This is a genomic window from Planococcus sp. TJ-307, from assembly GCF_058268435.1.
The window spans coordinates 77,070-103,498 of the sequence record NZ_JBZDOJ010000005.1 but is presented as its reverse complement, the minus strand read 5'-3'; the positions used below and the strand labels follow the sequence as shown (position 1 = coordinate 103,498).

At 46.0% G+C, this 26,429-nt stretch carries 26 protein-coding genes; 3 read left to right on the top strand and 23 right to left on the bottom strand.

Translation table 11 applies throughout. From position 1 onward, the window contains the following. Positions 1–4 precede the first annotated feature (4 nt). From rapZ to hprK, 17 genes are all read right to left on the bottom strand, one after another. Positions 5–886, bottom strand: coding sequence for an RNase adapter RapZ (gene rapZ / locus AC4EHK_RS16505; RefSeq protein ID WP_490979863.1), 882 nt, complete (start codon positions 884–886; stop codon positions 5–7). Then, on the bottom strand, positions 879–1,364 hold the full coding sequence (locus AC4EHK_RS16500; protein ID WP_490979862.1) for an NUDIX domain-containing protein: 486 nt from the start codon (positions 1,362–1,364) through the stop codon (positions 879–881). The genes rapZ and AC4EHK_RS16500 overlap by 8 nt, the downstream gene beginning before the upstream one ends. A gap of 203 nt (positions 1,365–1,567) precedes the next feature. Further along, complete coding sequence (gene trxB, locus AC4EHK_RS16495; protein ID WP_490979861.1) at positions 1,568–2,530, bottom strand: thioredoxin-disulfide reductase; 963 nt, start codon at positions 2,528–2,530, stop codon at positions 1,568–1,570. A 63-nt stretch (positions 2,531–2,593) separates the two neighbouring features. After that, complete coding sequence (locus AC4EHK_RS16490) at positions 2,594–4,123, bottom strand: tetratricopeptide repeat protein (RefSeq protein ID WP_490979860.1); 1,530 nt, start codon at positions 4,121–4,123, stop codon at positions 2,594–2,596. A gap of 85 nt (positions 4,124–4,208) precedes the next feature. Next, complete coding sequence (gene hisIE / locus AC4EHK_RS16485) at positions 4,209–4,832, bottom strand: bifunctional phosphoribosyl-AMP cyclohydrolase/phosphoribosyl-ATP diphosphatase HisIE (protein ID WP_490979859.1); 624 nt, start codon at positions 4,830–4,832, stop codon at positions 4,209–4,211. Next, entirely contained in the window at positions 4,829–5,581 is a 753-nt protein-coding gene (hisF, locus tag AC4EHK_RS16480; RefSeq protein WP_490979858.1) for an imidazole glycerol phosphate synthase subunit HisF, read from the bottom strand. Before hisF ends, hisIE begins: the two co-directional genes overlap by 4 nt. Next, positions 5,575–6,303: a 1-(5-phosphoribosyl)-5-[(5-phosphoribosylamino)methylideneamino]imidazole-4-carboxamide isomerase gene (hisA, locus tag AC4EHK_RS16475; protein WP_490979857.1), complete on the bottom strand. Its 729-nt coding sequence runs from the start codon at positions 6,301–6,303 to the stop codon at positions 5,575–5,577. The genes hisF and hisA overlap by 7 nt, the downstream gene beginning before the upstream one ends. Further along, a complete protein-coding gene (gene hisH, locus AC4EHK_RS16470; protein WP_490979856.1) occupies positions 6,296–6,925 on the bottom strand; it encodes an imidazole glycerol phosphate synthase subunit HisH in 630 nt (209 codons plus the stop codon). Before hisH ends, hisA begins: the two co-directional genes overlap by 8 nt. After that, positions 6,922–7,509: an imidazoleglycerol-phosphate dehydratase HisB gene (hisB, locus tag AC4EHK_RS16465; RefSeq protein WP_490979855.1), complete on the bottom strand. Its 588-nt coding sequence runs from the start codon at positions 7,507–7,509 to the stop codon at positions 6,922–6,924. Before hisB ends, hisH begins: the two co-directional genes overlap by 4 nt. Then, entirely contained in the window at positions 7,506–8,789 is a 1,284-nt protein-coding gene (gene hisD / locus AC4EHK_RS16460) for a histidinol dehydrogenase (protein WP_490979854.1), read from the bottom strand. The genes hisB and hisD overlap by 4 nt, the downstream gene beginning before the upstream one ends. After that, a complete protein-coding gene (gene hisG, locus AC4EHK_RS16455) occupies positions 8,786–9,412 on the bottom strand; it encodes an ATP phosphoribosyltransferase (protein ID WP_490979853.1) in 627 nt (208 codons plus the stop codon). The genes hisD and hisG overlap by 4 nt, the downstream gene beginning before the upstream one ends. After that, the gene (hisZ, locus tag AC4EHK_RS16450) at positions 9,412–10,569 is read right to left on the bottom strand and encodes an ATP phosphoribosyltransferase regulatory subunit (protein ID WP_490979852.1); all 1,158 of its coding nucleotides are present in this window, start codon (positions 10,567–10,569) and stop codon (positions 9,412–9,414) included. The genes hisG and hisZ overlap by 1 nt, the downstream gene beginning before the upstream one ends. Positions 10,570–10,700: 131 nt before the next feature. Further along, entirely contained in the window at positions 10,701–11,213 is a 513-nt protein-coding gene (locus tag AC4EHK_RS16445; protein ID WP_490979851.1) for an acyltransferase, read from the bottom strand. Next, a complete protein-coding gene (gene ppaX, locus AC4EHK_RS16440; RefSeq protein ID WP_490979850.1) occupies positions 11,210–11,866 on the bottom strand; it encodes a pyrophosphatase PpaX in 657 nt (218 codons plus the stop codon). Before ppaX ends, AC4EHK_RS16445 begins: the two co-directional genes overlap by 4 nt. After that, the gene (locus tag AC4EHK_RS16435) at positions 11,863–12,798 is read right to left on the bottom strand and encodes a nucleoside recognition domain-containing protein (protein WP_490979849.1); all 936 of its coding nucleotides are present in this window, start codon (positions 12,796–12,798) and stop codon (positions 11,863–11,865) included. The genes ppaX and AC4EHK_RS16435 overlap by 4 nt, the downstream gene beginning before the upstream one ends. A 19-nt stretch (positions 12,799–12,817) precedes the next feature. Next, the gene (gene lgt, locus AC4EHK_RS16430; protein WP_490979848.1) at positions 12,818–13,630 is read right to left on the bottom strand and encodes a prolipoprotein diacylglyceryl transferase; all 813 of its coding nucleotides are present in this window, start codon (positions 13,628–13,630) and stop codon (positions 12,818–12,820) included. A 21-nt stretch (positions 13,631–13,651) separates the two neighbouring features. Beyond that, positions 13,652–14,578 carry an HPr(Ser) kinase/phosphatase gene (hprK, locus tag AC4EHK_RS16425; protein ID WP_490979847.1) on the bottom strand — a complete coding sequence of 309 codons (927 nt, stop codon included), beginning with the start codon at positions 14,576–14,578 and terminating at the stop codon, positions 13,652–13,654. 166 nt (positions 14,579–14,744) lie between these two features. Between hprK and AC4EHK_RS16420 the strand changes: the two genes are divergently transcribed. From AC4EHK_RS16420 to AC4EHK_RS16410, 3 genes are all read left to right on the top strand, one after another. Continuing rightward, on the top strand, positions 14,745–15,293 hold the full coding sequence (locus AC4EHK_RS16420; RefSeq protein ID WP_490979846.1) for an N-acetylmuramoyl-L-alanine amidase family protein: 549 nt from the start codon (positions 14,745–14,747) through the stop codon (positions 15,291–15,293). Positions 15,294–15,403: 110 nt separating this feature from the next. Next, entirely contained in the window at positions 15,404–17,350 is a 1,947-nt protein-coding gene (locus AC4EHK_RS16415; protein WP_490979845.1) for a GTP-binding protein, read from the top strand. 30 nt (positions 17,351–17,380) lie between these two features. After that, complete coding sequence (locus tag AC4EHK_RS16410; RefSeq protein WP_490979844.1) at positions 17,381–17,809, top strand: DUF1801 domain-containing protein; 429 nt, start codon at positions 17,381–17,383, stop codon at positions 17,807–17,809. A gap of 37 nt (positions 17,810–17,846) precedes the next feature. On the opposite strand, the gene AC4EHK_RS16405 is transcribed toward AC4EHK_RS16410, so the two are convergent. The 6 genes from AC4EHK_RS16405 to AC4EHK_RS16380 all read right to left on the bottom strand — a co-directional run bounded on the left by AC4EHK_RS16405 (position 17,847) and on the right by AC4EHK_RS16380 (position 26,369). Beyond that, entirely contained in the window at positions 17,847–19,082 is a 1,236-nt protein-coding gene (locus AC4EHK_RS16405; protein WP_490979843.1) for a M20/M25/M40 family metallo-hydrolase, read from the bottom strand. Continuing rightward, complete coding sequence (locus tag AC4EHK_RS16400; protein WP_490979842.1) at positions 19,072–19,539, bottom strand: potassium channel family protein; 468 nt, start codon at positions 19,537–19,539, stop codon at positions 19,072–19,074. Before AC4EHK_RS16400 ends, AC4EHK_RS16405 begins: the two co-directional genes overlap by 11 nt. Positions 19,540–19,651: 112 nt before the next feature. Then, positions 19,652–20,824, bottom strand: coding sequence for a DUF4097 family beta strand repeat-containing protein (locus AC4EHK_RS16395; protein ID WP_490979841.1), 1,173 nt, complete (start codon positions 20,822–20,824; stop codon positions 19,652–19,654). 100 nt (positions 20,825–20,924) lie between these two features. Continuing rightward, positions 20,925–23,807 carry an excinuclease ABC subunit UvrA gene (gene uvrA / locus AC4EHK_RS16390; RefSeq protein ID WP_490979840.1) on the bottom strand — a complete coding sequence of 961 codons (2,883 nt, stop codon included), beginning with the start codon at positions 23,805–23,807 and terminating at the stop codon, positions 20,925–20,927. 6 nt (positions 23,808–23,813) lie between these two features. After that, complete coding sequence (gene uvrB, locus AC4EHK_RS16385; protein ID WP_490979839.1) at positions 23,814–25,796, bottom strand: excinuclease ABC subunit UvrB; 1,983 nt, start codon at positions 25,794–25,796, stop codon at positions 23,814–23,816. Positions 25,797–26,126: 330 nt separating this feature from the next. Continuing rightward, on the bottom strand, positions 26,127–26,369 hold the full coding sequence (locus AC4EHK_RS16380; protein ID WP_490979838.1) for an IDEAL domain-containing protein: 243 nt from the start codon (positions 26,367–26,369) through the stop codon (positions 26,127–26,129). Positions 26,370–26,429 lie beyond the last annotated feature (60 nt).

Genomic DNA, 26,429 nt, shown 5'->3' with positions numbered 1-26,429 from the left:
GCACTCATTCCTTTCTTATTTTGACATCCCTGTGCGTCACGATGACTTTATTGTTCTCAGCCAGCAGCTTACCGTAATATTCAGCCAGTGTCACAGATCGATGTTGGCCACCCGTACAACCGAAAGCAATGACGAGCTGTGCTTTTCCTTCATTCTTATACTGTGGAATCATAAATTGCAGAAGATCCGTTAATTTTTCAAGAAGCGTTTGCGTTTCCTGCCATTTCAAGACGTAGCTGGATACTCGCTCATCAAGGCCGGACAACGGATTCAACTCGGGAATGTAATAAGGATTCGGCAAAAAGCGCACATCAAACACCAAATCGGCATCGATTGGCATGCCATGCTTAAATCCAAAAGACATCACGTTGACCGTGAAAACATTGCTTGTCTTGGTTGTAAAATCAGCGTTGATCCGCTCTTTCAACTGACGAGGTGTCATATCGGACGTATTGTAAATGTATTTTGCCCGGCCTTGAAGATCGCTCAGCATATCGCGTTCTTTTTTTATGCCGCCCAGCACCAAACCGCCTGGCGACAAAGGATGGGATCTTCTCGTTTCTTTGTACCGGCTCACCAAGGTTTGATTTTCCGCATCCAAAAACAGAACGGTGATGGAGACGTTCGGTTCTTGCGACAAATGGTCAATGGCATCTACGAGGCTGTCAAAAAAGTCTCCGCCGCGCAAATCCATAACTGCCGCTACCCGCTTCATCGATTTCCCGGAATCTCTCATCAATTTGATAAAAGTAGGCAGCAAAGCCGGAGGTAAGTTGTCGATTGTGAAAAACCCAAGATCTTCGAAGCTTTGGATCGCCACGGTTTTCCCTGCGCCTGACATGCCTGTAATGATGATTAATTCTGTTTCTTCTTGACGGTTATCCATTCTGATGATTCACCTCTTCGTTTGATGATTGGATGGTTTCTTTGATCAGCTGAAACTCAGGTGTGTAATAAAAAGTACCGTATTGAATGCCTTGTTGGTTCACTGCAAACTGAAGATTGGTTCGGTCGCCTTCTGCCATTGGCAAGAATGCCAGCTCTTCCACTGGATGCCATTCCAGCAATCCTTCATTTGTTTCTTCAAATAGATCTCCAGTCAGATTGTTTGCTGCAAATGTAAACAGCATCCATTCGTCCACAATTTTTTCCTGTTCCTGGATCATCATTGTATAGATGCCTTTTAAATGTGTGCCAATTGGCGTGGCATTTGTTTCTTCTTGAAATTCCCGAACAGCCGCTTCGTAAATAGACTCTCCGGACTCCATTTTTCCGCCGGGAGCAACATACCAGTCGCGGCGGGGTTTCTTTAATAATAAAACTTGTCTATCTTTAATAACTAATAAATTCGCGATTCGCTGCACATTCGACACTCCGCATCTATTGTAAACTTACTCCATTATACATCTATCCTGGTGTGCCATGCAAAAAAATGCAAAAAAGAGGCCGTCTTCCGAGTTGCTCGAAAAACGGCCATCAAAATTTCTTTATAAAAAGGGGGTCAACTTACTCTTCTTACTATAGCCCCTATTCATGACAAGCGCGTTACAAAATGATTAAGAAACAATTAAGCTTGTGCTTTCGTTGCTATTTTTTCAACTAGCTCTTCGATATAATGCTGTGCAGCCTGTGCTGCGATGCTGCCGTCACCTGTCGCTGTAACCACTTGGCGCAAGGTTTTTTCACGAACATCGCCCGCGGCATAAATTCCAGGTACTTTCGTCTCCATTTTTTCATTGGTGACAATATAGCCTTCGTCATTCAAAATGCCCAAATCAGTAAACGGCTTTGTTAATGGCAGCATGCCGATGTAGATGAAGACGCCGTCTGCTTTGAATTCTGTTTCTTTTTCATCTTCTGTCGATACCAGTGTAACACTGCCAACTTTGCCATTTCCATCATCGTGAATTTCCTTGACTGTATTACTCCAGATAAAGTCGATTTTGTCATTGGCAAATGCGCGGTCCTGAATGATTTTCTGTGCACGGAGTTCATCGCGTCTATGGACGATTGTGACTTTGTCTGCGAAACGGGTCAGGTAAACCCCTTCTTCAACTGCAGAGTCTCCGCCGCCGACAACAACCAATTCTTTCTTTTTAAAGAAAGCTCCATCACATACGGCACAATAGCTGACACCGCGGCCGCCCAGTTCTGTTTCACCAGGAATGCCCATTTTTTTGTACTCTGCGCCTGTTGTAACGATAATGGCGCGTGTTTTGTATTCTTTAGATCCGGCTTTGATGGTTTTGAATTCTTCACCGTCAATAACTTCGGTTACGTCCCCATATGCGTATTCAGCACCAAACTTTTTCGCATGTTCGAACATTTTTGTTGAAAGGTCCGGCCCCAAAATGTGTTCAAAGCCTGGATAGTTTTCAATTTCTTCTGTATTGGCCATTTGGCCGCCTGGAATGCCGCGTTCTAACATTAGCGTTGTTAAGTTTGCACGAGATGTATAAACAGCGGCAGTCATGCCTGCTGGTCCTGCTCCAATAATTACTACGTCATATATTGTTTCTGTTTCAGTCATAATGATAGACCTCCTATTTCTCAGTAGCTAAATCGTATAAGATTCCGGCTAAAGCTTCAACTTTTATGCCTGTGAATCCGGATCTGCCAAATATCCAGTCATCTCCTTAACGTACTTGGTTAAAGTCGAGACCGATATGCCAAAGCTGTCTGCTAATTCTTTTTTGGTCGTTTTTTCATTTTTTGCAGATTGAATCATATACTCTGCTGCTGAAGCTAAAGCAGCCGGATTTTTAAATGGATAATTTCGGCTAAATGCTTTTTCGACAAGCAGAAACCACAGCTGGAAAACATCGGCTTGCTGTTTCGTCACCATGCCATGCCGGACATAAAGGCGTTCTGCCGTTTCCATCGCCCTCATAAATGCTTGTTCAGTTGGAACTTCTTTTTTAAATGGATGACCGAGGGCATACCCCAGCAGAAAGGTTTCCAAAACAGAAGGCTGATCAGATTCCAGCCAATTTGGATGCGAGATAATTTCCTGTTTGTGCGCTGATTTGCCAAGCAGGAACAAGCCGAACAAACGCTCACTTTTTTTCTTGTGATCCAGTTTTTTCACTAAATAATCCCGGTCGTGTTCCAACGCATCGGCGTGAGGCATTGCCGAATGATCACTCCATGGCTCATAGCCATCTTTGCCGGGATCCATCTTTTTCAATTGATCCCAAGCTTGACGGGACGCTTCTTCATGCCCTGAATGGTACGCAGCGTGCGACAGCCAGAAATAAAAAGCAGGATCTCCATCAAAGCCACGTTTTTGAAGGCTTTTTAGCCAACGATAGGCTTCTTTGTATTTGCCGACCAACGCAAACGTCGCACCCAATTTATAGCGATGCTCAAAGACATAAGGCTGAATCTTTTTCAGCAGATCCAGGACGTCATCCAATTCTGCATTTTTTTCATAGTAATGAAAGACTGCCAAGTTGCAGAGTGCATGCAAATTGCCGGTATTTTTTCGCAGCACATCGTGAAGCAGCGCTTTCGCCATTTCCGCTTCGCCAATATAAAAGTATGCCAAGGCCAGGTTGTTGTAGGCTCCCCAGAAATCCGGCTTTTCTTCAACCAGCTTTTCGAGCCTTTCGATGGCGCCGGCAAAATCACCTTGCTCCATCATTTTGCGGGCTTTTTCCTGGCGGTAATAGTATTCGCTGTTTTGCGCTTCCCCATCATCGTCAAAAAGCTGCCAGTCTTCCTGTTCTGCAAAATCGACAATTTCCATTGCTTCTGCCGAATATTTGCCTTGGGTTTCATAAATCAAGTATTTTTTGGCGTATTTCCGTGCATCCCAAAACAAGCCCATGTGTGCATGGACTTCTGCGAGGAAAAACAGGATGTCCGGTTCTTTCGAATCCAGTTCATGTGCTGTATGCAGCATGTCCATTGCCTGTTCAAACTCATGCATTTCCATCAAGACAATGCCATACTGCGTCAGAATAAGCGGGTCTTTCGGACTCAGTTCTGATGCGCGGCGCAAATACTTGTGGGCTCTTGGATAATTTTCCCGCTGAAGTTCTTTCAGCGCTTTTCTGTAATAATATTCCCCGGTTGGAATAAAAGACAGCACGTTCTTATAATTTGTTTTTTTATTCTCCAAAATATGCCTCCGAAAAAGTAAAAGGAACGATCGAAATCGCTCCTATACTCAAATGTGCTGTAATTATAGCATATTTCCTTATTATTTACTTGTCGTTTTTTGTAGCATGGCGCTCTTTTAACACATCTACCACTTGGCTAAACTCCACTTTTTGTTCCTGCAGGAGCACCAATGTGTGGTAGAACAAATCGGCTGTTTCCATGGCCAGTTCTTTGGCATCCCGATTTTTTGCGGCAATGATTACTTCAGACGCTTCTTCGCCTACTTTTTTGCAGATTTTGTCTACGCCTTCTTCGAACAGGTATGTGGTATACGCGCCTTCAGGCATTTCCTCTTCACGTGTTTTGATCAGGGAGGTCAATTGACCGAACATGTCTCCTGGAGATTCGTTGCGTTCTCCGTGAATGGTTTCAAAGAAGCAGCTGTCTTTGCCGGTATGGCAAGCCGGTCCGTTTGGAATCACTTCGTAGATCAGGGAATCGCCGTCACAGTCCAAGCGCACAGCGGTTACTTGTTGGGTGTTGCCACTTGTTGCACCTTTGTTCCACAATTCGCTGCGGCTTCTTGAATACAACCAAGTTTCGTTTGTCTCCATAGTTTTTTTCACAGCTTCTTCATTGGCATAAGCTAGCGTCAGCACTTCTTTTGTTTCAGCATTTTGGATAATGACAGGAATCAGCCCGTCTTGGTCGTATTGGATCGTTGTCATCGGACATTCACTCCTTCTTTACGCAAGTATTCTTTTACTTCAGCTACACTGGTTTCTTTATAATGAAAAATCGATGCAGCCAAAGCAGCATCAGCATCAACTGTTTTAAACACTTCACTAAAATGCTCTTTGTTCCCTGCCCCGCCGCTGGCAATAACCGGCACTTCTACCACTTCGCGCACAGCTTGCGTCAGCTCGAGATCAAAGCCGTCTTTCGAACCGTCTTTGTCCATGCTCGTCAACAGCAGTTCCCCGGCTCCAAGCTCCACGCTTTTTTTCGCCCATTCAATGGCATTCCATTCGGTCTTGTTGCGGCCGCCATGTGTATAAACGTCCCAGCTATCGTTGTTTTTCTTGGCGTCAATGGCCACTACGATGCATTGCGAGCCAAAAAAGTCCGCGCCTTCTTTGATCAGCTCTGGCCGGTCAAGAGCTGCGGTATTCAAGGAAACTTTATCTGCGCCGGCACGCAGCATGCGTTTCATATCCTCCAGGCTGCGGATTCCGCCGCCCACTGTAAAAGGAATCGAAAGTTCCGTGGCCACGATTTTGACCACTTCAACCATGGTTTCTTTGCCTTCATGAGAAGCGGAAATGTCTAAAAACACCAATTCGTCCGCTCCTTGCTTGTCGTAAAAACGCGCCAGTTCTACAGGATCTCCTGCGTCACGCAGCGAGACAAAGCTGACGCCTTTGACGACACGCCCTTCTTTAACATCCAAACACGGAATAATGCGTTTTGTCAGCATGACAGGGCCTCCTCCAAGGTAAAGCGTTTTTCATATAGGGCTTTCCCTATGATAACACCCGCAATATTGCTGTGGGTAGAGGCTTGTTTGACATTCTGTACATCTTCCAGCGACCCGATGCCGCCTGAGACGATCACTTGTGCATGTTCAGAGTCAGCTAACGCTTTGTTCGCTTCGATATTTGGTCCGGCTAATGTGCCGTCTGTCGCTATATCTGTATAAATGAAATGCTTCGCGCCCTTAGAAGCAAAGTAATTTGCCACTTCGGTCGCAGCCTGCCCGGAAGTCTCGATCCATCCTTCGGTTGCGGCCATGCCGTTTTTGGCATCAATGCCGATTACGATGCGGTCAGCGCCGAACTCCTCGATAAATGATACTGCCAGTTCCGGATTGCGGATTGCCAGGCTGCCGATGATGACACGCGCAACGCCGTTCGATAAGTAATGCTCGATGTCTTCACGTGTCCGAATGCCTCCGCCTACTTGCACGTTAACACCTAGTTTGGCGGCTTCGATGACCACTTGATCATTGATGCGCACGCCGTCTTTAGCACCATCCAAATCGACCATATGTATCCACTGTGCACCGGCTTCAACGAATTTCTTTGCCATATCTACTGGTGAATCACCATAAATGGTTTCCTGGGCGTAATCTCCCTGGAATAGGCGCACACATTTTCCATCCCGCAAGTCAATGGCGGGATAAATCTGAAACTTAGTCATTGAGGTTCCTCCTGACATTTGCAATCCACTGCTCTAATAAATAATGGCCAAAATCACCGGATTTTTCCGGATGAAATTGCATGCCCGTAATCAGTCCGTTCCCAACTACTCCTGGAACGTCGTGATTGCCGTAGCTTGCCGTAGCTAGCACTTCTTGCTCTTTTGTATTGACCGCCAAAAAGGAATGGACAAAATAAACATGTGTATCACTTAATACACTGTCCAGCCAATAAGGCACATGTGAAAATTCGAGGCGGTTCCAGCCCATATGCGGAATGCGGTGCGCGCCTTTTTCAAAGCGGCGGATTTCTCCCGTCAACAAACCCAGCCCTTTAGTTGGTTTTACTTCAGAGCTGTCTTCGTATAATAGTTGCATGCCGAGGCAAATGCCTAAAAGCGGAATATTTTTCTCTGGAAGCGATTGGATAAATTCAGATAAGCTTTTTTGGTTCAACAGCTCCATTGCATCCGGGAAAGCACCGACGCCCGGAAGAAGAATTGCTTCTGCTTCCAATAAGACAGCTGGATCGTCCGAGATGATCACCGTACATTCCAGTTTTTTTAGCGCCTGTTCAACGCTGAATAAATTGCCCATGCCATAATCGATAATGCCAATGATCATGTTAACAGCCCCTTTGTCGATGGCACTCCTTTAACCCGTGGATCGATGCTTGTTGCTTCATCAAGCGCCCGGGCCAATGCCTTGAACACCGCTTCAATAATGTGATGCGTATTTTTCCCGTAATGGACGATGACATGAACATTCATGCGTGATTCAAGCGCAAACTTCCACAGAAACTCATGGACCAGCTCAGTATCAAAAGTTCCAACTTTTTCATTTGGAAGCTCGCAGCGGAATTCCAGATGCGGACGGTTGGAACAGTCAATGACTACTTGTGCCAGCGCGTCGTCCATTGGCACAAATGCGTTGCCGTAACGGCGGATGCCTTTTTTGTCGCCAAGCGCCTCTTTGACTGCCTGGCCGAGCACGATGCCGATGTCTTCAGTCGTGTGGTGATCGTCAATATGCGTATCGCCATCTGCTTGGATGTCGCCATCAAACAAGCCATGCTTGATGAACAAATCCAGCATGTGGTCCATGAACGGAACACCGGTATCAATTACTGACTTGCCTTCTCCATCCAAGGAAAAGTTGATTGCTATTTTGGTTTCATTGGTATTTCGTTTGATTTCAGCTGTTCTCATTGGTTACTCCCCTTTTCCCACGACCGCGATTCGACTGCACGCGCATGGCCTTCTAAGCCTTCTAGGCGTGCCAGACGAGCGATTTTTTCTTTGTTATTATTCCAAGCCTGTTCGCTGTAGCGGACAATGCTCGTGCGTTTTACAAAATCATACACAGATAACGCACTAGAGAAACGCGCCGTACTGTTGGTTGGCAAGACGTGATTGGTGCCCGCAAAATAATCACCAATCGGTTCAGACGAATAGCGGCCGATAAAAATGGCTCCCGCGTGGCGAATTTTGTCTGCCACTGCTTCCGCGTCTTCTGTCATAATTTCCAAATGTTCCGGAGCCAATTGGTTCGCAGCCTCGATCAGCTCTTCCAGTGTCTCGCCCAAATAAATCATGCTGTGGTCTGCAATTGCGGGACTGGCAATGGCTTGTCGCGGCAAAGCGGCCAATTGGCGATCTACTTCTTTAGAAACAGCGTCAGCCAAGTTTTGGCTGGTCGTCAATAACACCGCACTGGCCATTGGATCGTGTTCCGCTTGTGACAATAAATCCGCTGCCACTTCGTCTGCATAGGCGGAATCATCGGCAATGATGGCAATTTCACTGGGTCCGGCAATCATATCAATGGCAACGTCGCCATTCACTTCACGTTTTGCTAAAGCCACAAAAATATTGCCAGGGCCGGTAATTTTATCAACGGGCTCGATAGATTCTGTGCCATAGGCCAACGCCGCAATCGCTTGTGCCCCACCCGATTTATAAACTTCCGTGATGCCCAAAATATGAGCCGAAGCCAAAACGCCATCTGATAATGCACCATCTTTGCCTGGAGGCGAGATGAGCACAATGCGTGAGACGCCTGCCACTTGAGCTGGAATAACATTCATCAGTACGGACGATGGATAAGCTGCGGTCCCGCCCGGCACGTACAGCCCAGCAGATTCGATAGCCGTGACGCGTTGAGCCACATAAGATCCATCTTCGCTGTCTTGCCGGTAGCCTTGCTGTTGCTGGCTTTCGTGGTAGCGGCGGATATTTGCTGCCGCTTCCGTCAAATCTTCCAGCAGTTGGCCGTCAAAGCGCTCGACCGCCTGTGCAATTTCTTCCTGCGCTACACGCAAAGAAGACAGTTTGGCGCCGTCCCATTTTTCTGTGTAGCGGAACATCGCCTGGTCTCCATGATCCCGTACGTCCTGGATAATGTCCCTAACTGCCGCAATTTGCTGGCCGGTTCCTTCTGCAATTGTTCTTCTGATGGAAATTCCGGCAGATAAACGGGTGACGTTCATAAGCTCGCCTGCTTTCTTAGTTTTTCCACCAATTCCGTGATGCGCTGCTGCTTCAAACGGTAACTTACCGGATTGGCAATTAGGCGCGATGTAATATCAACAATTTTTTCATATTCGACCAAGCCATTTTCTTTTAAAGTTTTTCCAGTTGACACAATATCCACAATGCGATCAGCCAAACCAATCATCGGTGCCAATTCAATTGAACCGTTCAACTCAATAATTTCGACCTGTTCGCCTTTGCCTCTGTAATACTGCGAAGCTACTTTTGGATATTTCGTTGCTACACGCGGCGTCACTTCATTCATTGGTGTATCCGGCATACCGGCTGTCGCAATATAACAGCGGCTGATGCCAAGATCCAGCAGTTCGTAGACATCCCGCTCGTGCTCGAGCATAACATCTTTACCGGCAATTCCGATATCTGCCACCCCGTGTTCAACATAAGCAGGGACGTCCATTGGCTTGGACAAGATAAAGCGAATGTTTTCATTTGGTGCTTCCACAATCAGCTTGCGTGAGTCGTCCAGTTCTTTTGGCAAGTCATAGCCGGCCTTAACCAGTAGCTCATAAGCTTCTTCAAATATTCTTCCTTTTGGCATTGCAATCGTTAATGCATCCATTAGTTGGCACCTTCCAATCGTAAAACATTACTGAACAGTCCACTGAATTTTTCGACCGCCAAAACGGCTGGCGCAAATTGCAATGTGACGCGGATTCCTTGCTCGCGAAGCTGTTGAGCTCGATCAAATGCATTGTCTTCATTTTGCTCATCAAACAGGATGAGTGTATGAGCTTCTTCTTCTGGTGCAGCAGAAATGATTTCCAACAACCGGTCAACGCGCAGGCCAAATCCTGTGGCACCGACCTGCAAACCAAATTGTTTCATCAGCCCGTCATAGCGCCCGCCATTTCCAAGCGGAAACCCACTACCTGCTCCGTATACTTCAAACACCAAGCCGGTGTAATAAGTCATATGGCTGTTAAAGGACAAATCGTAAGTTACCGCATCCGACAGTCCGCTGCGATCCAGTATTTTTTTTAATTTTTTCATGTCTTCAAACAAAGAATTTTGTTTGGCATTGTGAGGATCGATCCATTGCTGCCACTCTTCAACTGTAGACGTGGACATTAATCCAATAAACGATTCACGGCGTGATGGTTCAATCGGCAATTGATGAGCTAAGCTTTCAAAGCCAACACTGTTTTTCGAAACAAAAGCGGCGTGCACGTTCTCGATTTGCTCTTGGTTTAAGCCAAAATCCTTCAGAATCAGCTGCAGCAATTGTGTATGGCCAATTACAAACCGGCTGGATTTGATATCCAGGTTTTTTAAGATGTTCCATGCCAAAATAATGACTTCTGCATCAGCGTATAAAGAATCGTCGCCAATCAGCTCGACGCCCATCTGCTCAAATTCAGCTGGACGGCCGCCTTCCCGTTTTTGGGCACGAAAAACATTTGAATAGTACCCAAGCCGTACCGGCATTTTTTCTTTCAGCAGCTTTGACGCTGCAATGCGCGCGATGGGTGACGTCATATCGGGGCGCAGCACCAAAGTCTCTCCCTGGCTGTCCAATAATTTGAACAAGGCATTATCATCGATTGCCGAGATTTTGCCGATCGTTTCGTAGTATTCCAAAGTTGGAGTCTGCAGCAAATCGTAACCCGCTTGTTGAATAATAGAGGTTCCGCTTGCCCGCAGCTCCGCCTTCTTTTTTGCGATGAATGGAAAATCGTCTCTCATGCCTAATGGTTTTTCGAACATTTGTATCGTCATTTTATAAAACTCCCTAATATTGGTTATTTTACTTTAGTTCGCTAATGTGGTGAAGTAATATTATTTTAGCGCATTTTTCCATCCATCGTCAAGGGATATACTCGAAAAAATCCTGAAAGCAAGGACTGCTTTCAGGATTTTGCTTGGCGCTCTGCCATTTGTTCAGCTGTAAAGATGATGCTCATCGGATTTCCACCGACAAACGCCCCAGCTGGCACATCTTTATGGACGAGCGTGGCAGCGGAAACAATGGCGCCGTTTCCGATGGTGATGCCGGGCAAAATCGTGGTGTTTGCTCCGATCATGACGCCGTCTCCGATGACCACGTCGCCGAGCCGGTATTCATCTATTAAGTATTCGTGTGCAAGAATCGTTGTATTATAGCCAATAACCGAATTTTTACCGATTGTGATTCGCTCCGGAAACATGACGTCCGGCATAACCATCAACGCAAAAGAAGAATGCTCTCCGATTTTCATTTTAAGAAAAACTTTATACATCCAATTTTTCATCGGCAAAAATGGGGTATAGCGAGCCGTTTGAATCACCGCAAAATTTTTGGCTACTTTCCAAAAAGGAACAGTTTTATAAATGTGCCAAAGCGAATTGGGACCTTCTACAAAATGACGTTGAGTGTTTCTCATTCCGCTTCCACTTTCGTCAGTTCCAGCAAATCACTAATGTGTTGAAGCATAAAATCCGGATTAAAACTGGCTAAAAAATCTTCTCCTTTTGCGGTCCAAGCAACACCAGCTGTCCGGACGCCGGCATTTTTTCCGCCTTCGATATCATGCGAATTGTCGCCAATCATCAAGGCTTCATCATGTGATGCCCCCAATTGTTCTAATGCCAAATGCAAAGGCTCCGGATCGGGTTTGGGATTGCTGACATGATCCAGGCCCACCAACACGTCAAAAACATCGCTGACGCCCATCAAATCCAGTCCGTGGCGAATGGTTTCGCTTCTCTTTGTCGACACAATTGCCATTTTCAAGCCTTGTGCTTTTAACAGGCGAAGCGTTTCGACTACGCCAACGTATTCTTCTACCAGTTCATCGTGCATGGCACGGTTAAGGGTACGATACTGAACAGTCAGCTCTTCCACCCGTTCCGGATCAATCGCGGTAAATGTCTGCTCCAGCGATGGGCCAATAAAATGCAGCGCATCTTCGCGTCCAAAACGTCCTGGATAATGTTCGCCCAAAACGGACAGAAAAGTCTGGATGATTAATTCATTGGTATCCAGCAAAGTTCCATCAAAATCGAATAATAACGTATTGATCTGTTTTACCGTCACGTAGAAACCACTTCCTTTTGTTTGTCTTCCGCTTTACGCCACATATAAGAAATAAAGATGGTCAATACCAAAGCGGTGATGACACGAATCGCCAGCAATGGCCATATTGGAATGCCCAATGGAATAAAAATAAGTGTATCTTCTACAATGGCATGGCAGGCGACAAGGAAAATGAACACCAATGTGGCATCTCTTTTACTGACACCATCTTCCTGAACTGCCTGGATCATCACACCTGCTCCCATTGCGAGTCCAAAAACCAAACCGGAAGCAAGGGTTACGGAAGCATTTTTTTCTACTCCCAGCAAGCGGGTCAACGGCCCCATCCAGTTGGATATCTTTTGCAAATAGTGTTTGTCTTTTAAAATTTGGATGATGAGCATTAATGGAATAACGATCATGGCCAATTGCAGGACGCCAAACGAAGCTTTTTCCAGCCCGATCAGCAAAATGCCCAACCAGCTTTCAGGTGCAGCCGCCACTTCAGGCGCGAAGCCATATTGCGCGACTTCACCGCCGCCTTTCCATAATAAATTAATAATAATTCCAGATAGTGCCGCAAGACCAAAACGCACCACCAGCACTACCCAAAGCTTGACGCCCACTTTCAGCGCTACACCGGTTTCAATGAAAATATTATGTGAAAAGGACAGCATCACGGCCAGTATAAAAACTTCCTTGACGGTTAATTCCAGTGACAAAATGCCGGCGATTCCAGCATAGAGATTCAGCGCATTGCCGAGCACCAGCGGAATTGCAGCATCGCCGCTTAAACCGAACAAGCCCATGATCGGTGCCACTAGATCGATGATAAACGGCAAAACCGGTGTGTATTGAAGCATCGTGACAAGCAAGGTAATGGGAAAAATGATTTTCCCCAGTGACCAAGTCGTTTTCAGCCCCGCTTTTAATCCATTTTTCAATGTCGACATCTGATCGCTCTTTTCTTCGTTATTTGTCTTTGTAATGCGGTGGGTTTTTGATTGCCACCCGGCGGTACACAATAAATACTACGGCAATAATGATTGCAAGAACCGATACCAGCTGAGCGGCGCGAAGTTCGCCAACCACATAGAGGCTGTCTGTCCGCATGCCTTCGATAAAGAAGCGGCCGACCGAATACCAGATCATATAGAAGAAAAACATTTCGCCGCGTACTAAATTGACTCTCCGGAGCAGCAGCAGAATGATAATCCCTACCAGGCTCCACATAGATTCGTATAAAAAGGTCGGATGGTAGTAAGCTCCATCTATGTACATGTGATTAATAATCCAATCAGGAATAAACAAATTCTCAAGGAATGTACGTGACACTTCTCCGCCATGTGCTTCCTGGTTGATGAAATTGCCCCATCTGCCAATTGCTTGGCCAATCAAAATGCTGGGCGCCAAAATATCTGCTACTTTCAAAAATGGTGTATTGCGTTTTTTGGTAAACACATACGCAACAATTACTGATGCGATCAATGCCCCGTGAATCGCGATGCCGCCATTCCAAATGGCAATGACTTCACCGAGATTGTTCTTGTAGCTGTCCCACTCAAATGCGACATAATAAATGCGGGCGCCGACAATGGCCAGCGGCACCGCCCAAATCAGCAAATCTGTTAAGTATTCAGGATGCAGTCCCCGTTTAACCATTTCACGCTGCCCCACCAAAAAGGCAATGACAATGCCGGCAGCGATGATGACGCCGTACCACCGAACCGAAAGCGGTCCGAGTGAAAAAGCGATTGGATCTATTGTAGCAAGTAAAGAAAACATCTGGTGCACCTTCCCATTCGCTTAGTTTGTATCTTGTGCAATGACATCATTCAGACGATTTGAAAACTCTTCAGCCGCGTTGATGCCCATTCGTTTAAGGCGATAGTTCATCGCAGCAACTTCGATGATGACAGATAAATTTCGCCCAGGGCGAACAGGAATTGTCAGCTTCGTCAAATGCGTGTCGATAATTTTCATCTTCTCTTCTTCCAGTCCAAGACGATCGTATGTTTTTTCCTGATCCCAAATCTCCAGGTCAATCACCAAGGAAATCCGCTTGAAAGTGCGGATTGCGCTCGCACCGAACAACGTCATAATATCGATAATGCCAACGCCTCGAATTTCAAGCAAATGCTCAATCAGTTGAGGAGAATGGCCAACCAATGTGTTCTCCCCTTCTTGATGAATCTCCACACAGTCATCCGCTACAAGACGGTGGCCTTTTTTGACAAGTTCCAGCGCTGTCTCACTTTTGCCGACTCCGCTTTTTCCTGTTAACAAAACGCCTACACCATAAATATCAACCAGCACGCCATGGACGGCTGTTGTTGGGGCCAATTGGCTCTCGAGAAAATTCGTCAGCAAACTGGAAAAACGAGTTGTTGACATTGGAGTCGTCATAACCGGAACATGGCGGTTGCTTGAAGCGATCACCAATTCTTCCGGAACCGGTACACCATGTGAAACGATGATGGCCGGTGTATCATCCGTACATAATTTCATCATGCGATCCAGACGTTCTTCCGGCAATAACATGGAAAAAAAAGAAAGCTCGGTTTTGCCGAGCAGCTGCACACGGTTCGCCGGGTAATGAGTAAAATATCCGGCCATTTCCAAACCAGGTCTTGATATATCGCTGATGGGAATGTGGCGGCCAATGCCTTCATCTCCACTGATTAAATCCAGTTCAAACTTTTCCATCACTTGCTTTGTTGTTACTTGTCCCATTTGTTACCCCTCATTCCTTATCCACACATTATTTCGAATTTTCGTCGAAGTTGTTCTTTTTGCATGCGGTTTGCTCTTATTTTAACATGGAAAAAATAAAATTGAAGATTTTTGTCCCCTTTCCTGATCCCAGCATCTATATACATCCCAAAAGGAGGTTTTCGAAATGAAGATTATGATCGACGCTGGACATGGACCAGATACGCCCGGAAAGCGATCACCGGATGGCAGACTAAGGGAATTCCATTTTAATTCAGCCGTAGCGGATGAAGTCAAAAAACGCCTCGTACTGGATGGCCATACTGTCTTGTTCAGCCATCAAAGCGATCAAGACGTTCCGCTGCATGAACGGACAGCTTTGACAAACCGGTTAAAAGCAGATTTGTTTGTTTCCATTCATGCCAATGCCCATGGCCAGACGTTCACTACCGCCAATGGCTTGGAAACGTTTATTTACAGCCATCCCCAGGCAGCAACCCGCAAGCTTGCGGAGTCGATCCAACGTTCGTTGGTGCTGGCAACCGGACGAAAAGACCGCGGAGTCAAACAAGGTGACTTTGCTGTTCTTCGCGACACGCACATGCCGGCCATCTTAGTAGAATGCGGTTTTATGACGCATAAACAGGAAGTGGAACTCCTCAAATCTGCTGCATACCGCAAACGCTGCGCCCTTGGCATCTGCTTTGGCATTGCTTGTTTCGATGCCAACCGCTAATTATGGACCAATTAACTCTAACTTATTTGAACGCGAAAGCCGCATCGGCTTTCGCGTTTTTCGTGTTTCAGCCGCGCACTCTGCTAAAATAGAACGAAAGAGGTGATCACATGAACAAAACCATCGGAATTCTTGCGCATGTCGATGCCGGCAAGACCACGTTCTCCGAACAATTGCTTTATCATACCAAAAGCATCCGGCAACGCGGGAGGGTCGACCATCAAAATGCCTTTCTCGACAGCCATGCCATCGAAAAAAGCCGAGGCATTACAATTTTTGCCGATCAAGCAAGCTTCGTCTTTAACGACTCTACGTATTTCCTTATCGATACACCAGGCCATGTCGATTTTTCTCCTGAAATGGAGCGATCCATTCAAGTCATGGATTACGCCATCATAATCGTCAGTGCAGTAGACGGCATCGAAGGACATACCGAAACCGTTTGGCAGCTTCTTCGAAAACATCACGTGCCGGTCTTTTTCTTCATTAATAAAACCGATCGCGAGGGGGCAGATCCCAATCAGGTTTTAGAAGAAATTCGGCAAAACTTTTCCGAAGATGCCTGTAACATTAAAGATCTTTACCAAGATGGACAAATGGCCGAAGAGTTGATTGAATTTATTGCGGAGCGGAATGATGCTTTGCTGACTCAGTACGTGGAATCCGGTTATGACAAGTTGTTATGGCAGGAGACTTTTCGTGACATGATTGCAGCGGGCCAAATTTTCCCGTGTGCCAGCGGTTCTGCTTTGCAGGATATTGGCATTTCAGAGTTTCTCACCCAGCTCGACCAGTTGACTGCCAGCTCCTACCTTGACACCGAGTTGTTTGGAGCCCAAATCTACAAAATTCGGCATGATGAAAACGGCAACCGCATTTGCTTTTTAAAAGCATTTAGCGGAACTCTGCAAGTGCGTGATAAACTGCGATACGGTCCCAACAAGCTCGAAGAAAAAGTTACCCAGATCCGTTCATACAACGGCCAGAAATTCCAAATTGTAGATCAGGCAAAAGCAGGTGAGTTATTCGCCATCGCCGGATTAACCGAAGCGTCCATTGGCGATACGATCGGCGTTCGGCAAGATAATGCTGGATTTAATGTCATCCCGACCTTAAAATCAACGGTTCTTTTTGATTCTTCCATTCATCCAAAAGAAGTGTTAGCCAGCTTCAATATGCTTGGTGCCGAAGATCCCTCTCTTTCTGTCTACTGGGATGAATACTTTCAACAAATCCACATTCAAGTCATGGGCGCTATCCAGTTGGAAGTCTTGGAACAAGTTGTTTTGGAACGCTTTGGACATTCTATCCAATTCGGTGAACCCCAAATTTTGTATAAGGAAACTATTGACAAGGCTGTTACCGGCTATGGCCATTTCGAACCGCTTCGGCATTACGCGGAAGTTCACCTGAAAATCGAGCCAAACGAACGCGGCAGCGGCTTGCAAGTAGAAAATGCTTGCCATGCAGATGCCTTGTCTGTCGGTCACCAAAACCTCGTGCTCCATCATTTGACAGAACGCGATCACCACGGCTTGCTGACCGGCTCTCCCGTGACCGATGTCAAAGTGACATTAGTGACCGGGCGCGGACACAACCAGCACACCTCAGGCGGTGACTTCCGTGAAGCCTCTTTTCGTGCATTGCGCCAAGGGCTGGAGCAAACACAGAACCGCCTACTTGAACCGATCTACCGTTTCAAAATCAAAGTCGACCTCGAACAAATGGGGAAAGTATTATCCGACATTCAGCAGGCACATGGCAGCTTTGACGCGCCCGAAACAAAAGACGGGAAGACAATTATCGAAGGACGCGTACCCGTTGCCACTTTCATGAACTACAGTTCGGAACTCGCTGCTTATACTCACGGCAAAGGAGCACTCAATCTGCTATTCGATGGCTACGATTTCTGTCATAATGAAGAAGAAGTCATTGCCCGAATCGGCTATGTTAAAACGGCAGATCCTCTTTATACATCCACTTCCATCTTCTGTGCAAAAGGACAAGGCTACAAAGTGCCATGGGATAGAGCAGAAAAAGCGATGCATTGTTTGTAAGATCATACCTAACAGAAAAGAGGGCTTGGCATGTACGAACAAAAAACAAAAGAAACCGATGCCGATGTTATTGAATTTCTTGAAGCGATCGACCATCCTAAGAAACGGCAGGATGCCTATAAGTTACTGGAGCTATTCGAGCAAACCAGCGGCTTTCCGCCCAAAATGTGGGGAGCCTCTATCATTGGCTTTGGGTCCTATCATTATGTATACGAAACAGGCCATGAAGGCGATGCACCGCTTGTGGGGTTTTCCCCTCGAAAAGCCAAAATTAGTCTTTATTTTGCAACTGGCGATCAAGAACGCGAACTCTTACTTGAGAAACTCGGCAAACATACCAGCGGAAAAGCTTGTGTTTACATCAACAAAACCGAAGACATTGACCTTAATGTGTTGCAGCAATTGATCAAGCAATCTATTGATTTTCTGCAAAAGTTGTATCCACCGATACAAATCTAAAAATCCGGACAGCCATCAAAGGCTGTCCGGATTTTTTCTAAAGCAATGGCGGGCTGACTTTTTCAACACCAACCAGTCCTAAAATCGTCATCAAGCTTTTTTGAATGGCCAAGTGCCCATTAGCAGGATCATGCCACTCTTCTAATGTGTGCGCTTTGTCAAACTCACCGCCGAGCCCAATGGTGATCGCCGGTATGCCGATGCTCATCGGATAATTGGCATCTGTGCTGCTCGGTTCTTTTAATTCGGGTTCTGCACGAAGTGCACGAATTGCGGCACTTGCAACCTGCACGATTGACGCTTCATGCGATTGGCTTGCTGGGGGGCGATTGCCAAAACGATCGATTTCCACTTGCAGACGGTCATCATTCCAACGTGCATTTTCTGCTTGTGACGCTTGTTCTACAATTTCCAAAAACTGCTGTTCCAGTTTGTCCAGCTCCTGTTGATCGTTGGAACGAAGGTCGACCAGCATCGAAGCTTCCTGCGCTATAGCGTTAACGGACGTTCCCCCAGAAACCTCACCGATTGAAAAAGTGGTCTTCGGTTCGCTCGTCGTATGCAAATCAGCAATTGCGGCCATCGCCCGACCTAACGCATGCGTCGCACTCGGTGTACCGAAAGCTGCAAAGCTATGGCCACCAGGTCCTTTGTATGTAATTTTATAGCGATAGCTTCCTGTTCCTAAATACGTAATATAATTAAAGCCCGGCCCATCCAGTGACAGAAATGCATCAATGTCCTGATGCTCGGTAAAAAAAGCTTTGACGCCACGCAAATCGCCTGCACCTTCTTCGCCTACTGTTCCGCCAAAAATAATATCTCCGCTGTTATCAATGCCAGCTTCGGCAAAAGCTCTTACCACTGCCAGCAATTCGGCCAAGCCACGCGTATCATCTCCAATTCCAGGCGCATGGAGCACACCATCTTTTTGGTGGACTGTCGTGTCGGTTCCTTCAGGAAACACAGTATCAAGATGAGCAGACACAAAAACTTTCGGGCCAGTCCCTTGTCCTTTTCGCACGCCATAGACGTTGCCTTCTGAATCCATGCGAACATCTGCCAAGCCCAGGTCCTTCAGGCGCATCATGAAGTTTTCAGCACGCCGCTGTTCTTTAAACGGGGGAGCCGGAATTTCTGTCAAGGCAATCTGTTCTTCGATTGTCCGCGAATGATTTTGTTCAATAAATGCAAGTGCCCGTTGAATCTTCGTGTCATTCATCAATTGATCGAACATCTTTTCGGTGTGGGAATCTATACTGTCATTCATCATCTTCGCCCTCCTGGCTTTCTACTTCTTTATCGCTTTTATTTCCTTGGCCATCTTTTTCCCCACTGCTCATTTCACTGAACGCTTTTACAAAGTAAGCAGATGGCAAAAGCAACCCTAATGCCGCTTGAACGATGGCAAAAAAGCGAGCAGAGCCGATTGGTACCAAGTCGCCATAACCGACGGAGAGCATGGTTGCGCCGCTAAAGTATAAATAATCCCAAAAATCATCTCCTGCTGGCCTTCCGGTTTCATCATTGAGCCTGAGAATGTCCGTGTTTAACGACAGTAAGTAATAGATAACGGCAAATCCAAAAGTGATAGCAGTCATGACAAAGAATAATTTTGTAAATAATGACGGATGAATAAAACTTTCCTTATGCTGCTTGTTTGTAAAGAAATAATACAAATTGAGCAACATCAACAAAATGGTAAATCCCATTAAAATAGCAGCTATCATGTCTCAAAACCTTTCCTTTATTTAAATGGTAAGACAAAACCACTAAAAATACCAATTATGTGAATTTCATAAAAAAGCCTGCACAAAATAAATGTGCAGGCTTAACAGTTGTTTATTCGATTGTTAAATAGCGAAGCAGGACCGAACCTGTTTTGGTTTCGCCGTAGACCAATAATGGAGCGGCAGCTGGCTCAGTTCCCTGTTTAGAGAACCGGATTGACTTCTGCATAAATTGTCCTTGCTCATGCGTGCTGTCAATATCGGAAAGCAAGACATCCATTTTGCCAAGATTTGATGAAACTTCCCCTTTAAGCGGCAAATGCGCTGGAATGTAAATTTCCACATTTCCTGCCAAAGTTTTGGATTCCAATTTGCGTGCGTCTTTGCATCTGGTTGTAGCAACGATGTTGCCGTTCAACGATTTTGACACGATTGTCTGAATATCCCCATCGATATAGATGCGGCCGTTCAAAGTTTCGGCTTCGAGCACTTTGCCTTTGGTTTCCTGAACATGAATCGCACCATTAGCTGTTTCCAATTCTGCGTCATCAAATTCCACATGCTTCAAATCGATTTTGCCATTTGCTGTCTTCACCTTGATTAGCGCTGCATTGATGCGCTTCATCGTGAAACCGCCATTGAACAAGCGAGCCGTAATGTGCTCATAAGAAGCTTCCGGTACGTACAAAATTACATTTACTTGAGTCGTTTTGAAATCACTGATGATCCGCAGTTTGTGGTCATCGGCAATAAAAACAAACTTATCAAGAAAATCTTCTTTAGCTTGCGCTGGAGATTCCGAGCGGTACGCTTTCACGCTGCATTCCGCACGCAGCAAGCCATCTTGCGATGGGAAGATTTCCAATTGCCCATTGGCAATATCTGCAATAATGGTATTTAGATCCGTCATTTCATCTGTAAACGTATGGCTGAATTGAACAGCTTCACCAAATGGCGAGTCAAATTCCATTGTTTTCAACTTGCCTACAGAAGATTGCATAAAGTCCATCATTCGAGTGCCGAAGTCATTAAAATCACGTGAGACATTTTTGGAGACATTTTTCGAAACATTCTTCGAAAAATCCTTGGATACTTTTTTCACAATGTCTTCCGGTCTGAAAAATCCGCGTTTGCTCGATTTGTCTCGTTGGTTGTTGCGGCCATAATTCGGTTCGTTCGAAGAAGCACTGTTGCCATCTACAGCGCGCAGCAACTCAACTGCTTCCCGCGCTGAAATTGTACCGTTCTCTACCATGTCTAAAATGCGTTCTTTTTCGCTTTGCATGTATTTTGGCCTCCTCTTTGCCTGAATGCCGATAAGCAGAAGCTTACCGGACCAAACAGATCTGTTCTTCTAATTGTTACGTTTGCCAGCGGGAAAAGTTTCATTTCACCGCTTTTTTCTTGCGGCTGGTCCCTTTGACCGTTGCTTCCATTCGTGCACGATCCCGTTCCAGAATCGGCTTTAAGTAATTCCCGGTATAAGAATTTTCAACAGCTGCAATTTCTTCCGGAGTGCCCGTTGCCAAGATGGTTCCGCCTTTGTCGCCGCCTTCAGGTCCCAGATCAATAATGTAATCCGCCGTTTTGATGACGTCCAGGTTGTGTTCAATCGTCAACACCGTATCGCCGTTTTCAACGAGGCGCTGCAGAACTGTCAGCAACCGAGAAATATCATGAGCATGCAGACCGGTCGTTGGTTCATCCAAAATGTAGAACGACTTGCCGTTTGATCGTTTATGAAGCTCGGATGCCAGCTTGACGCGCTGCGCTTCACCACCGGATAAAGTCGTGGCGGGTTGTCCCATCGTAATATATCCGAGGCCTACGTCCACAATCGTTTTTAACTTCCGGTTGATCTTTGGAATGTTTTCGAAAAATGAATAGGCGTCTTCCACTGTCATTGCCAGTACATCAGCAATGCTTTTGTTTTTGTACTTCACTTCCAGCGTTTCACGGTTGTAGCGTTTGCCGTGGCAAATTTCGCAAGGCACGTATACATCCGGCAGGAAATGCATTTCTATTTTTATAATACCATCTCCGCGGCAAGCTTCACAGCGACCGCCCTTGACATTGAAACTGAACCGCCCTTTTTTATAGCCGCGGACCTTTGCTTCGTTTGTTGTGGCATAGACATCCCGGACATCGTCAAAGACGCCGGTGTAAGTTGCTGGATTAGATCGCGGTGTCCGGCCAATCGGCGACTGGTCAATTTCAATGACTTTTTCAAGTTCTTCGGTGCCTTCGATCGAATCAAAATGGCCCGGTTTCGCTTTGGCGCGGTTCAAGCGGTGCGCAAGCGTCTTGTAAAGAATTTCGTTAATAAGTGTACTTTTTCCTGAACCGGAAACGCCCGTTACCGCTGTAAACAGACCAAGCGGAATATCTACATCCACTTTTTTCAAATTGTTTTGGTTGGCGCCCCGGATTGAAATCTTCCGGTCACTCGGCGTTCTTCGTTCAGCAGGCAAGGGAATAAATTTCTTGCCGCTTAAATATTGTCCGGTTAAGGATTTTTTGTTTTTCATCACTTTATCAGGTGTTCCTGCTGCAATGATTTCTCCTCCATGAACGCCGGCTCCAGGCCCAACGTCAATCAGGTAATCAGCTGCCAGCATCGTATCTTCATCATGCTCAACTACAATCAGCGTATTGCCGATATCGCGCATGCTTTTCAATGTCTCAATCAACCGGTCATTGTCGCGCTGGTGAAGGCCGATTGACGGCTCATCGAGAATGTACAATACACCGGTCAGTCGGGACCCAATTTGGGTAGCCAAACGGATGCGCTGTGCTTCCCCTCCGGAGAGCGTGCCAGATGCACGGTTTAAGGTTAAATAATCCAACCCGACATTGATCAGGAACCCGACGCGTTCCTGAATTTCACGAAGGATCAACTTGGCAATCTGCATGTCTTTCTCAGACAGCACCAATTGATCGAAAAACTGGTTGGCTTCGATAATGGAAAATTCAGCAACCGTACCAATATGCAGACCGTTGACTTTAACAGCCAGCGTTTCGGGTTTCAAGCGATAGCCTTCACAGACGGTACAAGGCTGCTCGCCCATGTATTTCTCCATTTGTTCACGAATATAGTCCGATGAGGTTTCACGGTAGCGGCGGTCCACATTGGAGAGCACCCCTTCAAAATTGATGTGGTTGTCGCGAATCTGGCCATAGTCGTTTTCATAGCGGAAACGGATTTTGTCACTCCCTGAGCCGCGCAGGATAATGTTGATATGCTCTTCCGGCAAATCACTGACCGGCACGTCCATATCAATTTTATAATGCTTGCAAATCGCTTTCAGCAGTTGCGGATAGTATTGCGAACTGGTTGGCTGCCACGGAACAATGGCTCCTTTATTGAGCGATACGCTCCAGTCTGGAATAACCAGTTCCGGATCAACTTCTAGTTTCATTCCCAATCCGTCGCATTCCGGGCAGGCCCCGAAAGGCGAGTTGAACGAGAACATTCTCGGCTCTAATTCACCGATGGAAAATCCGCATATTGGGCAGGCATGGTGTTCACTGAACAACAATTCTTCCTGATCCATGACATCCACCAGTACACGGCCGTCTGCTAGCCGGAGAGCCGACTCCAAAGAATCGCTCAGACGTGGTGCAATGCCTTCTTTAATGATGATTCGGTCAATGACCACTTCAATATTGTGTTTCTTGTTTTTGTCCAATGTAATGTTATCATCCAAATCAATCAGTTCACCATTCACACGAACGCGCACATAGCCTTGCTTTCGGATATCTTCAAGCAATTTGACATGTGTGCCTTTGCGGCCTGAGACGATAGGCGCCAAAATTTGCATCTTGGTGCGCTCCGGATAATCCACGATGCGGTCAACCATTTGTTCAATTGTCTGAGAGGAAATTTCAATTCCGTGGTTCGGGCAGATTGGTTTGCCAATCCGCGCAAACATCAAACGCATATAGTCGTAAATTTCTGTGACCGTTGCTACTGTAGAACGCGGGTTTTTGCTGGTGGTTTTTTGGTCAATCGAAATGGCCGGTGATAAGCCTTCAATCAAATCGACATCCGGCTTGTCCATCTGGCCCAAAAACTGGCGGGCGTATGCAGACAGCGATTCTACATACCGCCGCTGCCCTTCTGCATAAATCGTGTCAAATGCCAAAGAAGATTTGCCGGATCCTGATAGTCCGGTCATGACAACAAGCTTGTCACGCGGAATGACAACATCAATATTTTTTAAATTATGCGCACGTGCGCCTTGTATCCGTATTTCCTGTTTTTTCACTTTCTATCATCCTTCCGCTTTCAATTCAAGCACGGTATCACGCAGCTCTGCAGCCCGTTCGAAATCGAGTGCTTTTGCCGCATCCTTCATTTCTGTTTCCAACAAGCTGATCAGTTTCAAGCGATCTTCTTTTTTGAGCTTTTTGCCTGATACTGCTTTTGAAATGTATTCTTCCGACTCTTCCGCCGCAGCCGTAGCACGGATGACGTCGCGAATTTTCTTCTGAATCGTAATCGGTGTAACTCCATGTTTTTCATTGTAGTCGCCTTGGATGGTGCGGCGTCGCGTCGTTTCATCCATCGCTTTTTGCATGGAATCCGTTATTCGGTCAGCGTACATAATAACATGGCCATTTGAGTTTCGTGCTGCCCGGCCCATTGTTTGGATCAAAGCACGTTCAGAACGCAGGAAGCCCTCTTTGTCGGCATCCAAAATAGTTACCAATGAAACTTCCGGAATATCCAATCCTTCGCGCAGCAAGTTGATGCCGACCAATACATCGTAGACACCCATTCGCAGTTCCCGGATAATTTCAATCCGCTCCAGCGTCTTGATTTCAGAATGGAGGTAATTGACTTTGATGCCGGCATCTTTCAGATAAGCCGTCAAGTCTTCTGACATTTTTTTCGTCAATGTGGTTACCAGCACGCGCTCATTCTTTTCAGCACGCTGACGGATTTCATACATCAAGTCATCAATTTGGCCTTCAATTGGCCGGATTTCGATTGTTGGGTCAAGCAAACCGGTTGGCCGAATAATTTGTTCCACCATTTCCGGTGTGTGTTCCAGCTCATAAGGGCCAGGCGTTGCTGACACAAAAACAGCCTGGCTGATATGTTCTTCAAACTCATCAAAAGTCAGCGGCCGGTTATCCATTGCTGAAGGCAGACGGAAACCATGGTCAACCAGCACTTTTTTGCGTGCCTGATCACCATTGAACATGCCGCGGACCTGTGGCAGCGTCACGTGGCTTTCATCTACGACCAGCAGAAAATCTTCCGGGAAATAATCAATCAATGTATAAGGCTGTGCACCAGCAGGACGAAGCGTCAAATGCCGGGAATAGTTTTCAATGCCGGAACAAAAGCCCATTTCCCGCATCATTTCCAAATCATAACGTGTCCGTTGTTCCAAGCGCTGCGCTTCCAGCAATTTATCTTCTGCACGCATCTCTTTCAAACGTTCTTCCAATTCCGCTTCGATGTTTTCAATCGCTTTGACCATTTTGTCTTCACGTGTAACAAAGTGGGATGCCGGGAAAATAGCGACATGTTCGCGTTCGCCAATAATTTCACCAGTTAAGGCATCAACTTCGCGGATTCGATCAATTTCATCGCCAAAAAATTCGACGCGCAAGCATCGTTCATCGCGTGACGCCGGGAAAATTTCCACGACGTCTCCACGGACACGAAATGTCCCGCGAATAAAATTGATGTCGTTGCGTTCATACTGCACATCCACTAATTTCCGCAGCAATTGATTGCGCTCGATTTCCATCCCTTTGCGAAGAGAGACAACCAGTTCACGGTATTCTTTTGGTGAACCCAGACCGTAGATGCAGGAAACGGATGCAATAACAATGACATCGTCCCGTTCAAACAATGAACTCGTGGCGGAGTGGCGCAACTTATCAATTTCATCGTTGATGCTGGCATCTTTTTCAATGAATGTGTCTGATTGCGGCACATATGCCTCCGGTTGGTAGTAATCGTAATAACTAACAAAATACTCAACGGCGTTATCAGGGAAAAATTCCTTGAATTCGCTGTAGAGCTGTCCTGCCAATGTTTTATTGTGAGCCATGACGAGCGTCGGCTTTTTTACTTGTTGAATGACGTTTGACATCGTGTACGTTTTACCTGTACCCGTTGCTCCGAGCAAAGTCTGGCAACGCTTGCCGTTGATGATGCCTTGTGTCAGTTCGGCAATGGCTTGGGGCTGATCGCCGGCTGGTTCATAAGGGGCTTGAAGATTAAATTCTTGTTTCATAATAAGACGTCCTCCCGTTCTTTCACTATCTCTACTTTACCATATGCCCTAAAAAACCACTAACAAAAAGCGAACGTATGTTTTTTATGTAAAGATGCGCATATATAACGATAGTATATGAAAATAAAAATGGATTTTTGGCACTCACAAATGGCCAAGAGCGGTTTTGCTCGATGACATTTTGTCTTCAACAGAATAAAGATTTACAATAACTAGTTTTTGCAAAGATCCTCTTCTGCAGCTTGCATGCCTTATTTTGGATGGGACACAAAAAAGAGAAGCCGGATGTATTCCGACTTCCCCTTTTCAAGGCTCTTATTGTGCAGCCATTTATTCAGCTTCTTCGTGCTTTAAAGTTTGTAGTTGGGCAGCATATATGATGAAAGCTTTTTGGTCGTGATGATCCAGGGCTTCGTCAATAAGGGTTAACAGCTGTGCTTCTTGTTGGGAACGGTGGACATGCTTTAAGAAGAGATCCAGGTAGATGTCATTCAGCAGTTTTTCCGCTTCTGTAATTTTTTTCGTTTGAGCCATCGCTTTCATGAAATCAGCATAAGAATAATAGTTTTCCATTTCTCTTCACCCCGAATGCTTTTCATTAGTATACATTAGGCAATTAGAATAAATCAAGAT

Excerpts from the sequence above, each read along its gene's own strand:
- AC4EHK_RS16410 (WP_490979844.1), top strand. The coding sequence starts at position 17,381 with ATGTACGAACAAAAAACAAAAGAAACCGATGCCGATGTTATTGAATTT.
- AC4EHK_RS16445 (WP_490979851.1), bottom strand. The coding sequence starts at position 11,213 with ATGAGAAACACTCAACGTCATTTTGTAGAAGGTCCCAATTCGCTTTGG.
- AC4EHK_RS16415 (WP_490979845.1), top strand. The coding sequence starts at position 15,404 with ATGAACAAAACCATCGGAATTCTTGCGCATGTCGATGCCGGCAAGACC.
- AC4EHK_RS16395 (WP_490979841.1), bottom strand. The coding sequence starts at position 20,824 with ATGCAAAGCGAAAAAGAACGCATTTTAGACATGGTAGAGAACGGTACA.
- lgt (WP_490979848.1), bottom strand. The coding sequence starts at position 13,630 with ATGTTTTCTTTACTTGCTACAATAGATCCAATCGCTTTTTCACTCGGA.
- AC4EHK_RS16380 (WP_490979838.1), bottom strand. The coding sequence starts at position 26,369 with ATGGAAAACTATTATTCTTATGCTGATTTCATGAAAGCGATGGCTCAA.
- hisA (WP_490979857.1), bottom strand. The coding sequence starts at position 6,303 with ATGACTAAGTTTCAGATTTATCCCGCCATTGACTTGCGGGATGGAAAA.
- rapZ (WP_490979863.1), bottom strand. The coding sequence starts at position 886 with ATGGATAACCGTCAAGAAGAAACAGAATTAATCATCATTACAGGCATG.
- hisD (WP_490979854.1), bottom strand. The coding sequence starts at position 8,789 with ATGAACGTCACCCGTTTATCTGCCGGAATTTCCATCAGAAGAACAATT.
- hisH (WP_490979856.1), bottom strand. The coding sequence starts at position 6,925 with ATGATCATTGGCATTATCGATTATGGCATGGGCAATTTATTCAGCGTT.
- hisIE (WP_490979859.1), bottom strand. The coding sequence starts at position 4,832 with ATGACAACGATCCAATACGACCAAGACGGGCTGATTCCTGTCATTATC.
- hisB (WP_490979855.1), bottom strand. The coding sequence starts at position 7,509 with ATGAGAACAGCTGAAATCAAACGAAATACCAATGAAACCAAAATAGCA.
- hisG (WP_490979853.1), bottom strand. The coding sequence starts at position 9,412 with ATGGATGCATTAACGATTGCAATGCCAAAAGGAAGAATATTTGAAGAA.
- trxB (WP_490979861.1), bottom strand. The coding sequence starts at position 2,530 with ATGACTGAAACAGAAACAATATATGACGTAGTAATTATTGGAGCAGGA.
- hprK (WP_490979847.1), bottom strand. The coding sequence starts at position 14,578 with ATGGGACAAGTAACAACAAAGCAAGTGATGGAAAAGTTTGAACTGGAT.
- uvrB (WP_490979839.1), bottom strand. The coding sequence starts at position 25,796 with ATGAAACAAGAATTTAATCTTCAAGCCCCTTATGAACCAGCCGGCGAT.
- AC4EHK_RS16420 (WP_490979846.1), top strand. The coding sequence starts at position 14,745 with ATGAAGATTATGATCGACGCTGGACATGGACCAGATACGCCCGGAAAG.
- AC4EHK_RS16400 (WP_490979842.1), bottom strand. The coding sequence starts at position 19,539 with ATGATAGCTGCTATTTTAATGGGATTTACCATTTTGTTGATGTTGCTC.
- hisZ (WP_490979852.1), bottom strand. The coding sequence starts at position 10,569 with ATGACGATACAAATGTTCGAAAAACCATTAGGCATGAGAGACGATTTT.
- AC4EHK_RS16405 (WP_490979843.1), bottom strand. The coding sequence starts at position 19,082 with ATGATGAATGACAGTATAGATTCCCACACCGAAAAGATGTTCGATCAA.
- AC4EHK_RS16435 (WP_490979849.1), bottom strand. The coding sequence starts at position 12,798 with ATGTCGACATTGAAAAATGGATTAAAAGCGGGGCTGAAAACGACTTGG.
- hisF (WP_490979858.1), bottom strand. The coding sequence starts at position 5,581 with ATGCTGACAAAACGCATTATTCCGTGTTTGGATGTTAAAGAAGGGCGT.